Source organism: Novosphingobium sp. SG707, assembly GCF_012275515.1.
GTDB lineage: Bacteria > Pseudomonadota > Alphaproteobacteria > Sphingomonadales > Sphingomonadaceae > Novosphingobium.
In genome coordinates, this window is sequence record NZ_JAAZQL010000006.1 from 326,451 (window position 1) to 337,356 (window position 10,906).

Here is a 10,906-nt window from a genome sequence, read left to right on the forward strand (position 1 = left end):
TGCGCGGATGCCTGTGCCATAAGCGGTCCTATGACGATCCGCTCCACGCGCCACCGCTGTATGACTGCCTTGTTTTCTCTGGCTTTGGGGATGGCGGCCACGATGATGCCGCCCTCCCGCCTGTGGGCGCAGGAGGACGCCAGCCCGGCCGGATTTGACGCTTATATGCAGTTGCTGGCGGCGAGGGCGCGGGGCGAGGGGGTCAGCGAGGCGACCATTCAGGCGATGACGACGGGGCTGACCTATAATGCCCGCGTGATCCAGCTTGACCGCAGCCAGCCCGGCGCCAGCACGACCACCACGCCGCCCGCCTATGCGCCCTATCGGATCAAGCATGTCGATGCCTCGCGCATTGCGCGGGGGCGGGCGGTCTATAACAATGTGGCGGGCGATGCAGCGCGGATCGAGGCGCGCTATGGTGTGCCCTTGCCGATCCTGCTGGCCATCTGGGGCGCCGAAACCGATTATGGCGCGGCCAAGGGCGGGTTCGATCTGGCCGGTTCGCTGGCCACGCTGGCCTATGAAGGGCGGCGGCGCGAATTGTTTGCCGCCGAATTCATCGCGCTGCTCAAGATGGTCGATCGCGGGGTACCCAAGGACCGCCTCAAGGGCAGTTGGGCAGGGGCCTTTGGCAACCCGCAATTCCTGCCCTCGGTCTATCTGCGGATCGCGCAGGACGGCGATGGCGACGGTTTTGCCGACATCTGGACCAGCCGGGTCGACACGCTTTCCTCGATCGGCGCCTATTTCCGCGATGCCGGGTGGAAGCCGGGGGTGCCATGGGGTGTGCCGGCATCTGTGCCGGACGGTTTTAACCGGGCCGGTGTCGCCTCGCGACTCGATTCGCCAGTTTGTCCGCGCGTCCATGCGCGCATGAGCCAATGGAAAACCGTGGCCGAATGGCGCGCATTAGGGGTCAATGCGGAGGGAAATATCAGGGATTCTGAACTCACTACGCTGATCGAGCCGGATGGCGCAGGAAAACCTGCTTTCCTCTTAACCGGTAATTATCGGGTTATCCTCGATTATAACTGCTCGAACTATTACGCCTTGAGTGTGGGATTGCTGGCCAATGAGATTGCCCGTTAAACGTCGAGTAGCGCGCCTGATGCTGGGATTGGCCGCTTCGGGGGCCGCGCTGGGGGCTGGAATGCCCGCCATGGCAGGGCTGAAGATCCCCTTCGTTTCGGGCGGCGGCAAATTGCCCCCCGCGCCCGCCACGCCCGACACGCCGCGCGCGGTATCGGGTCCGGCGGCCGATTATCCGGTGGTGCTGGGCGAGCCCTATAAGGTGGGCGACACGGTATTTTCGCCCGCTAATGCGATGAATTATGACGCGGTGGGCTATGCTTCCGTGGGCGGGCCATCGACCGGCATTTCGGCGGCGCATCACACGCTGCCGCTGCCTTCCTATGTCGAGGTGACGTCGCTGACCAATGGCCGCACGATTCTGGTGCGGGTCGAAAGGCGCGGGCCGATGGACAGCAATCATACGATCGAACTCTCGCCCGCCGCGCTGGCCCAACTGGGGGCGAGCGCTGACGGTCAGGCGCCGGTGCGCGTGCGCCGGGTCAATCCACTGGAAAATGAGCGTGCCCTGCTGCGCGCCGGGATGAATGCGCCCGAGCGGATGGCCACGCCCAAGCCCTTGCTGGCGGTGCTGCAACGCCGTCTGGCCACCGATCCCAATGCCAATCACGCTGGCGCCTCGCTGGCGACCAGCGTGCTGGTGGGCGCGGCCCATGACGACGACGACGATACCCTCGCCGCCAAGCCCGCGTCGAAACTGGCCGCCACGACACCGGCGGCAAAGCCCGTCAAGGCGGCCATCACGCCCATGCCCGTGGCCCCCACGCCGCGCCAGCCCATTGCGCCGCCGGTTACGGGCGCGTCCTACGCCACGCCGCGTTTTACCGCGCTTGCGCCGGTGAAGACGCCCACTGAACTGGCCTATGCCCCGCCGGGGCAACCGGCGCAGAGCTTTGTTCCGGCCAAGCCCGTGACCAAGCCGCTCGCCGTCGCAAAACCCGTCGCGATTGCCAAACCGGCCGCCAAGCCCAAGCCTGCCGCCCCCATTGCTCTGGAGGCGCGCGTCAGCGCAGCGCCCGCCCCGGCTGCGGGCGGTTTCGTGGTGCAATATGGCGCCTTTTCGGAAAAGAGCCGCGCCCAGTCGCTGGCCCGCGCCGCAGGGGCGCAGATCGTGGGCGGCGGCGCACTCTGGCGTGTGCGCTCAACCGCTTACCCTTCGCGCCCGGCCGCCGAAGCCGCGCTGGCTAAAGCCAAGGCTGCTGGCTATACCGAAGCGCGAATCCAGCGCGGGGATTAAAGGTCGTTCCCCGCGTCTGGCGGCCTCCATCCAAAACGGAGGGGGACCGGACAGGTTGCGGGAACGGGTTTGAAAATTTCTCGAATGAAAAAGCTGCTGATTGCGGGCGTTACGGTTTCGGTCGCGGGGCTGGCGGCGCTGGCTGCGCATGGCGGGGTGAATTCGGGTCAGGTGGTTGTGCCGCTGGCCCCGCCTCTGCCTGCGCCCACATCGAATGCGGCCAATGTGGCGCTGGCCGCGCGGGCCGATGATCCCTTGCCGCCGCCCGAGGTGGGGGCGGCGCCGGTGGCTTTGCTTTATGATCTGGGCTCGGGGCGCACGCTTTATGCGCATAATGCCGACACGCCCTTCCTGCCTGCCTCGGTAACGAAGACCATGACCGCCTTTGTCGCCTTCGAAATGCTGGCCAAGGGCGAGTTGCGCGAGGATCAGACCTTTACCGTCAGCCGCGAGGCGTGGCGCGAATGGCATTCCAAGGGCAGCCGCATGTTCCTGTCCGAGGGCAGCAAGCCGACGGTGCATGACCTGTTGATGGGCATCATGAATGTTTCGGCCAATGACGGCGCGGTGGTGATGGCCGAAGGGGCGGGGGGCAGCGTGGCGGGCTGGGTCGAGAAGATGAATGCTACCGCCCGCAGCCTTGGCATGACGCACAGCCATTTCGGCACGCCCAACGGCTGGATGGACAAGGGCAACACCTATGTCTCGGCCAATGATCTGGTGAAACTGGCCAGCGCGATGCTGACGCGCTATCCCGATTATTACCGCCGCTTTGTGGGTCAGCCCGGCATGACATGGAACGGCATAACCCAGCCCAACCATGACCCCACGCTGGGCGTGGTGCCCGGCGCGGACGGGATCAAGACCGGCTTTACCGGTGAAGCGCATTACAATTTCCTCGGTTCGGCCCAGCGCGACGGGCGGCGCCTGCTGATGGTGCTGGCGGGCGTGCCGACCCCGCGCGAACGCACGGCGGCGGCCAAGGCTCTGCTGGAATGGGGCTTTTCCGCATGGGAGGACAAGCCGCTGGTGGCCGCCGGGACCAAGCTGGCAAGCGCGCAGGTGCAGGGGGGCAAGGTCGGCTCGGTCGATCTGGTCGCGCCGCGCGATATGTTTGCCACCATGCCTGCCGGGGCCTCGGCTCCGGCCAGTTTGCGGGTGATTTATAACGGACCGCTGGTGGCGCCCATTGCCAAGGGAACGCCGGTGGCCGAACTGGAAGTGCGGCTTGGGGGAGCCGCGCCTGTGCGTTTGCCATTGACGGCAGCGCAGGAGGTCGAAAAAGGCGGGGTCATGGATCGGGTAAAGTTTGGTTTTTCAAGGTTGATTTCCTGATGGGGGAACAGGTCAGGGCACCGGGGCGCTTCATCGCGCTCGAAGGCGGTGAGGGCGTTGGCAAGTCGACCCAGAGCAAGTTGCTGGCCGAAGCCTTGCGGGCGGGCGGTTATGAGGTGGTGCTCACGCGCGAGCCGGGCGGCACGGCGGGGGCCGAGGCCATCCGCGCGCTGCTGCTGAACACCGAAGGCGAGGGATGGGGCGCGCGGGCCGAGGCTTTGCTGTTTGCCGCCGCGCGGGCCGATCATGTCGAGCGATTGATCCGCCCGGCGCTGGAACGCGGGGCATGGGTGATCTGCGACCGTTTCATCGATTCCAGCCGCGCCTATCAGGGCGGCGGCAGCGGATTGTCGGACGAGGATGTGCTCACCCTCCACCGGATCGGCAGTGAAGGTCTGTTGCCCGACCTGACCCTGCTGTTCGAAGTGCCGGTTGATGTGTCATCGGCCAGGCTGGCGGCGCGCGACGCGGATGGCTCGGACCGGATCGGCGGGCGCGCGGCGGAATATCACGCCCGCGTCAGTTCGGCCTTCGAACGCTTTGCCGAGGCCGAGCCTGAGCGTTTCGTCCATATCGACGGGGCCGAGGATGTCTATGTCGTGCATGACGCCGTGATGTCGGCGATTGGCCCGCTGTTGTGACGCGCCTGCTGGGCCATGATGCGCCGTGGCGCGAATGGCATGCGGCGCTGGGCAGCGCGCGGATGCATCATGCGTGGATTCTGGCCGGACCGCAGGGCGTGGGCAAGGGCAGCTTTGCCCGGATCGCCGCGGCCGAACTGGTGGCGCAGCCCGGCGTGGCCCAGCCTCCAGTTGAGGCGCATCCCGATATTCTGATCCCCGAATATCCACCCGCCACCAAGGAAGACGAGAAAAAGCGCGAGGCGGGCGAGGATTATAATCGCAAGCGCTCGATCCCGATCGACGAAATCCGCCGGATGCAGCACCGGTTGAACACAAGGCCCACGCTGGGCAATCGGCGCGTGGTCATTCTGGACACGGCCGATGATCTGGAAAAGAACGCGGTTAATGCGCTTCTGAAATCCCTGGAAGAACCGCCCGCGGGGACCTATTTCCTGCTGGTGGCGCATCGCATCGGGCGTTTGCTGCCCACGATCCGGTCGCGCTGCCGCATCCTGCGCTTTGCCCCGCTGGAGGATGGACAGGTCGATCTGGTGCTGAGCCGCGCCGCGCCCCATACTGATGCGGCGACGCGCGCGGCGGCGATTGCGGCGGCGCAGGGCTCGCCCGGCGTGGCGCTGGAATTTGTTGAGGAGGATCTGGCCCCGGTCCATGCGCTGATGCAGAGGCTGGCGGTCGAAGGCGATCCCGATCTGGCGCTGCGGGGCGCTCTGGCCACGGTGATGGGGGCGCGGCCGAGCCGAGCGCGGGTGCAGGCGGCGTTCGAACTGGCGCGTGCGGTGCTGGCCGATAATCTGCGCGCGGCAAGCCCTGAGCGGCAGGCGCGGATGATCGAGGCCCATGCCGCGCTGGTCCGGCTGGGGGCCGAAGCGCCGATCTTCAATTATGAGCCGCCGATGCTGGCGATGGAGATGGGGGCCTTGCTGGCCTCCGCATCCGGGCGATAATCGGACACCGTAAATCGGAGATAGGCAAAAAAGCGGTTTGCAGCGGGCGGATGCTTGCCTAGAGAGGCGCAAATCTCTTTTATTGCAGGTGCCGCAGGCTCATGGCCGAACCATTCTATATTACCACCGCCATCGCCTATCCCAATGGCAAGCCGCATATCGGCCATGCCTATGAGGCGATTGCCGCCGATGTCATCGCCCGTTTTCAGCGCGCCTCCGGCCGCGATGTGCGGTTTCAGACCGGCACCGACGAGCATGGGCTGAAAATGGCGCAGAAGGCGCGTGAGTTGGGCGTCACGCCCCGCGCGCTGTGTGATGAAATGTCGGCGCATTTTCAGGCGATGTGTGATGCGCTCAACATCAGCTATGACAAGTTTCAGCGCACCACCGACGAGGCGCATTACCGCGCCAGCCAGGCAATCTGGCAGGCGATGGAGGCCAAGGGCGACCTGTACCTCGACCGCTATGAGGGCTGGTATTCGGTGCGCGACGAGGCTTTCTATGACGAAAGCGAACTGGTCGCGGGCGAGGATGGCGTTAAGCTCTCGCCGCAGGGCACGCCGGTGGAATGGACGGTGGAGGAAAGCTGGTTCTTCCGTCTCTCGGCCTATGGTGACAAGCTGCTAGCGCTTTATGCAGAGCATCCCGAATTCATTCAGCCCGAGAGTCGCCGCAACGAAGTGATCCGCTTTGTCGAAGGCGGCCTGCGCGATCTTTCGATCAGCCGGACTTCGTTCGATTGGGGCGTGCCGGTGCCGGGTTCGCCGGGGCATGTGATGTATGTGTGGGTCGATGCACTGACCAACTATCTGACGGGTCTGGGCTATCCGGAAAAGACGCCGGAGATGGACAAGTGGTGGCCCGCCGATATCCATCTGATCGGTAAGGATATTGTCCGCTTCCACACCGTCTATTGGCCCGCCTTCCTGATGAGCGCGGATCTGGCCCTGCCCAAGCAGGTGTTCGGCCATGGTTTCCTGCTGCATCGCGGCGAGAAGATGTCGAAATCGCTGGGCAATGTGGTCGATCCGCTCGAATTGGCCGAACGGTTCGGGGTGGATTCCTTGCGCTATTTCCTCCTGCGCGAGGTCAGCTTTGGCAATGACGGTTCGTACAGCGCCGAGGCGATTGTCACGCGGTGCAACGCGGAGCTGGCCAACAGTTTCGGCAATCTGGCGCAGCGCACCTTGTCCATGATTTTCAAGAATATGGGCGGGGTTTTGAAGGCCGATTGTGCGGTGGCCGAGGCCGATGTGGCGCTGCATGATGCGGTTGCCGCCGGCATTGCCGAAATGCGCAAGGCCTTTGCCGATTATGATTTCAGCGCAGGCCTTGATGGCTGGATGCGCGCTGTTTTCGCCTGCAACGCTTATGTCGATGAACAGGCCCCCTGGACCCTGCGCAAGACCGATCCGGCGCGGATGGAGGCGGTGTTAATGACACTGCTGCGCTGCGTGCGCGATCTGGCGCTGGCGGTGCGGCCGGTGGTGCCGAGCGCGATTGACCGTCTGCTCGACCAGATGGGCGTTGAAGCGCGCGATTATGATGCGCTTGATACCGACTGGCTGGCCGCGCTGGCAGGGCAATTCACCCTGTCGCAGCCGGTCGGCGTATTCCCCCGCCTCGAACTGCCTACGGAGGACTGATGCTGATCGATTCGCATTGTCACCTCAATTACAAGGGGTTGGTCGAGGATCAGGACAAGGTTCTGGCCCGCGCCCGCGCGGCCGGGATCGGCGGTTTCCTAAACATCTCGACCCGGCAAAGCGAATGGGATGCGGTGATCGCCACGGCAGATCGCAACCCCGATGTCTGGGCCACGGTGGGCATCCATCCGCATGAGGCGGGCGAGCATGCTGATCTGGGCGAGGGGGCTTTGCTGGAGGCGACGCGCCATCCCAAGGTGATCGGGATCGGGGAAACGGGCCTCGATTATTATTACGACCATTCCGACCGCGCGGTGCAGCAAGCCCTGTTCCGCACCCATATTCGCGTGGCGCGCGAAACGGGTCTACCGCTGGTCATTCACACCCGCGATGCCGAGGAGGACACCACGCGCATCATCGAGGAAGAGATGGGAGAGGGGACCTTTCCGGCGCTAATCCATTGCTTCACTGCCTCGGCTGGATTTGGGGCGCGGATGGTGGAACTTGGGCTGACCATCTCGCTTTCAGGCATTGTGACCTTTAAGAACGCGCGCGAATTGCAGGCCTTTGCCGCCGAAATTCCGGCGGATCGCCTGTTGGTCGAAACGGATTCGCCTTTCCTGGCGCCGGTGCCGCATCGGGGCAAGACTTGCGAACCGGCCTATACCGCCTACACCGCGCGTTTTGTGGCGGGCCTGCGGGGCGTTGGTGTTGAGGAACTGGCCGCGCAGACCACGGCGAATTTCCGCAAGCTGTTTGGAAAAGCGGCATGAAGGCGATCATTCTGGGCAGCGGCACCTCGACGGGCGTTCCGCGCATTGGCGGCGAATTCGGGCTGGATTGGGGCGATTGCGATCCCGAAGAGCCGCGCAACCGCCGCACGCGCGCCTCGATCATCATCGAAAACGATGCCGGAACGCGTCTGCTGGTGGACACGTCCACCGATCTGCGTCAGCAATTTATCGCCAATAATATCCATAAGATAGACGCTGTTTTCTGGACCCACGATCATGCCGATCATGCCCATGGCATCGATGATTTGCGCCCGCTGCGCTATGGTCGGGGTGGTCCGATCCCCGGCTATGGCGTGGATGAAACCGTGCGGCGACTGCGTCAGCGGTTTGGCTATGTTTTTGCAGGACAATTTGGCTATCACACGATTGTTCAGCTCGAAACGCTGAACCAGTTGCGGATGTGCGCCGGGATCGGCATCGGTTGGACGGTAATGCCGCATGGACCGGCCAAGAGCACCGGCTTTCGATTTGATTGTGATGGCAAGACAATCAGTTACGCTACGGACTTCAGCGAGATTACCGATGAGATGGTTTCGCTGTTCTACGGCTCGGACGTGCTGATCACCGACTGTCTGCGGCGCGAGGCGCATCCGACCCACGCTAATCTGACCATGGCGCTGGAACTGGCGAACCTGACCAAGGCGAAGAAGGTGGCGCTGATCCATCTGGATAAGAGCATGGATTACGCAACGCTGAGCCATGAAATACCGGCCCATGTCGATGTCGGCTTTGACGGGATGGTCATCACGGCATGAACCCGGCCGCGATCAGCATGGACCAGATTGTCGCGCTGATCGCGGTGGCTTTGATGCTGATGCTGGCTTGGCGCAATCTGTCGAGCTATCGGCTGGGCGCGGGTCGCAAACTGGGCATGGCGCTGTTGTGGCTGGTGGCTTTTGGGCTGATTGCCTTGCTGGCGGCGCAGTTTGGAATGTAGGAGCGTACAGGGTCAGAAGCCCATGCGCGGAGAGAGCCACGAATCTCTTTTTACATAATTACCATTATGCCAAAACCTCCAAGGGCGAGGTGGATTCTAATTGGAAGTGCGAATTTTGAGGATTTCCGGGCATTTTATGCCCCACTCGAAAGGATGCACGATGTATGGCCGAGCGAAACACGATCATGCAACGCCGCGATGCACGGGTACCTGTTGGCCGAATTGCGCATGAACTAGGCCGTCATCCATCGACGATCTATCGAGAAATCAGCCGCAATTTCCTGTATGGTGAAGATCCTTGGTACCGTGGCTATTATAGCCGTGTGGCGCATCGCAAGGCTGGTCACCAGAACAGATTTTGGGACATTTCCGTTTCGCGCATGATGACCTGACCAAGGTTTGCCATGAGACGATCTACCAATTCATACATGGTCCCGAAGGCAGAAGGCTCGGCCTCTGACACTATTTGCCCAGGCAACGCAAGGTGCGCCGTCGACGGTATGCGCGCAAGCCTCGTGGTCTGAATATTCCGCTCAGAAATACCATCGAACAGCACCCTGCGATCATCGCAGATCGCGTCCAGTTCGGACATTGGGAAGGTGATCTCATTGCTTTCAAAAAGGATTACGGGAAATCGAACCTAACCTCACTGGTCGAGCGATGCAGTCGCTACCTTCTACTGGCTCGGAACCCCAGTCGATATTCCAGTGGTGTTATGGAGGGCATCGAGCAGTATCTTCGGCCCCTTCCCCAACCACTCCGTCGGAGCATTACCTTCGACCGGGGGACAGAATTTGCCGCTTTTTCCACTCTGGAGTGTAAGTTGGGCATGACAGCCTATTTCTGTCGGCCCTCAGCGCCTTGGCGAAAGGGCAGTGTCGAGAACAGCAACGGCAGGATCCGTCGCTTCCTCCCACCCGACACGGACATCAACCGGATATCCGATGCCGATTTGGCCGCACTCACCCATCGACTGAACAATATACCCCGAAAATGCCTCGGCTTCAGAACTCCGGCCGCAGTTTTCAAAGAGCAGATTGTCGCCTGCTTGTAGGCATAACGTAGGATCGCCGTGGGTGGGACGAGCCCCACCCACGGCGATCTGATAACCAATCCCTCGACTTTCGCGCTTCAAATGGAAATCACACGACCAGCGATGAAGCCAGCCATCGGCTTCTTGCAACCGCTCTTGCCGGGCATCCCCTGCGTGATGACCTTGGTCTTCTTGTCCATCAGGATCGGCATTCAAGATCCCCGATGACGGATCGGATGAAATCAGCGCGTGGGCGTGGGCTTTTCGCCTGAATAATCATAGAAACCACGCCCGCTCTTGCGACCGAACCAGCCTGCCTCGACATATTTCTGAAGCAAGGGCGCGGGCCGATACTTGCTGTCGCCCGTAGTCCGCAGATAGACCATCATGATTTCGTAAAGCGTGTCCAACCCGATGAAATCGGCCAGTTCTAGCGGCCCCATCGGATGCGCCAGCCCTAATTTCACACCGGCGTCGATATCGACAATACTGCCCGTGCCATTGCCCAGCACGAAAATAGCCTCGTTGATAAAAGGCACAAAGATGCGATTGACGACAAAGCCCGGATCGTCCTGCGCCAGCACCACCGTCTTGCCCAGCTTTTCGCCAAAAGCCTTGGTGCGGATGATGACATCATCGCTGGTCGCAAGGCCGGGGATCATCTCCACCAAAGGCATAACGGGGACCGGATTGAAAAAATGCATGCCGATAAAGCGGCTCTGGTCCGGCGCGGAACGCGACATTCGAGTGATCGAGAGCGAACTGGTATTGGTCGCCAGAATCGCGGAAGGGGCAAGGATACTTGCCGTACTCTCGAAAATCTTGAGTTTGACCTCCTCGCGCTCGGTCGCGGCCTCAATGATGATATCGGCCTCGGCCATGGCGGCCAGTTCGCCCACAGGCGTGATCGCCGCAAGGATGGCTTGCGCCTGATCCTCGCTCAACTTTTCCTTGGCCACCAGCCGTGCAAGCGACTTGCCGATGCCCGCCTTGCCCTTTTCAGCCAGCTCCAGGCTGATGTCCGAGAGCCGCACACTATGTCCGGTTTGCGCCGCAGTCTGGGCAATGCCCACGCCCATCTGGCCCGCGCCGATTACACCAACGATTTTCATGATTTCTGCCTTTCAAATCCCTCAGACGACAGCCTTAGATCTTCCCCGTCAGTTCGGGCACGGCCTGGAACAGATCCGCGACCAGCCCGATATCGGCCACCTGGAAGATCGGCGCGTCCTCGTCCTTGTTGATGG

The 10,906-nt window shown here is 62.3% G+C and carries 10 protein-coding genes and 2 pseudogenes; 10 read left to right on the plus strand and 2 right to left on the minus strand.

Translation table 11 applies throughout. The features are described from left to right. Positions 1-102: 102 nt before the first annotated feature. The 10 genes and pseudogenes from FHW92_RS18220 (at position 103) to FHW92_RS18265 (ending at position 9,680) form a co-directional block, all read left to right on the plus strand. A complete protein-coding gene (locus tag FHW92_RS18220) occupies positions 103-1,089 on the plus strand; it encodes a lytic murein transglycosylase (protein WP_246870266.1) in 987 nt (328 codons plus the stop codon). A 19-nt stretch (positions 1,090-1,108) separates the two neighbouring features. Then, entirely contained in the window at positions 1,109-2,326 is a 1,218-nt protein-coding gene (locus FHW92_RS18225) for an RlpA-like double-psi beta-barrel domain-containing protein (RefSeq protein WP_168604680.1), read from the plus strand. Between the two features lie 84 nt (positions 2,327-2,410). After that, positions 2,411-3,661, plus strand: coding sequence for a D-alanyl-D-alanine carboxypeptidase family protein (locus tag FHW92_RS18230; protein WP_168604681.1), 1,251 nt, complete (start codon positions 2,411-2,413; stop codon positions 3,659-3,661). Continuing rightward, positions 3,661-4,302: a dTMP kinase gene (tmk, locus tag FHW92_RS18235; protein WP_168604682.1), complete on the plus strand. Its 642-nt coding sequence runs from the start codon at positions 3,661-3,663 to the stop codon at positions 4,300-4,302. The genes FHW92_RS18230 and tmk overlap by 1 nt, the downstream gene beginning before the upstream one ends. After that, a complete protein-coding gene (locus FHW92_RS18240; RefSeq protein WP_292694013.1) occupies positions 4,299-5,249 on the plus strand; it encodes an AAA family ATPase in 951 nt (316 codons plus the stop codon). The genes tmk and FHW92_RS18240 overlap by 4 nt, the downstream gene beginning before the upstream one ends. A gap of 101 nt (positions 5,250-5,350) precedes the next feature. Further along, positions 5,351-6,895: a methionine--tRNA ligase gene (gene metG / locus FHW92_RS18245; protein ID WP_168604683.1), complete on the plus strand. Its 1,545-nt coding sequence runs from the start codon at positions 5,351-5,353 to the stop codon at positions 6,893-6,895. Continuing rightward, positions 6,895-7,668: a TatD family hydrolase gene (locus FHW92_RS18250; protein ID WP_168604684.1), complete on the plus strand. Its 774-nt coding sequence runs from the start codon at positions 6,895-6,897 to the stop codon at positions 7,666-7,668. The genes metG and FHW92_RS18250 overlap by 1 nt, the downstream gene beginning before the upstream one ends. Beyond that, positions 7,665-8,444: an MBL fold metallo-hydrolase gene (locus tag FHW92_RS18255; RefSeq protein ID WP_168604685.1), complete on the plus strand. Its 780-nt coding sequence runs from the start codon at positions 7,665-7,667 to the stop codon at positions 8,442-8,444. Before FHW92_RS18250 ends, FHW92_RS18255 begins: the two co-directional genes overlap by 4 nt. Next, positions 8,441-8,626, plus strand: a complete 186-nt coding sequence (locus FHW92_RS18260; RefSeq protein ID WP_168604686.1) for a hypothetical protein — start codon at positions 8,441-8,443, stop codon at positions 8,624-8,626. The genes FHW92_RS18255 and FHW92_RS18260 overlap by 4 nt, the downstream gene beginning before the upstream one ends. Before the next feature lie 164 nt (positions 8,627-8,790). Further along, positions 8,791-9,680, plus strand: a pseudogene (locus tag FHW92_RS18265) (IS30 family transposase). A 221-nt stretch (positions 9,681-9,901) separates the two neighbouring features. Here FHW92_RS18265 and FHW92_RS18270 read toward each other — a convergent pair. Together FHW92_RS18270 and FHW92_RS18275 are read right to left on the minus strand one after the other, a co-directional pair. After that, positions 9,902-10,771 carry a 3-hydroxyacyl-CoA dehydrogenase NAD-binding domain-containing protein gene (locus FHW92_RS18270; protein ID WP_168604687.1) on the minus strand — a complete coding sequence of 290 codons (870 nt, stop codon included), beginning with the start codon at positions 10,769-10,771 and terminating at the stop codon, positions 9,902-9,904. Between the two features lie 34 nt (positions 10,772-10,805). After that, a pseudogene (locus FHW92_RS18275) lies at positions 10,806-10,906 on the minus strand (electron transfer flavoprotein subunit alpha/FixB family protein); the annotation flags it as partial.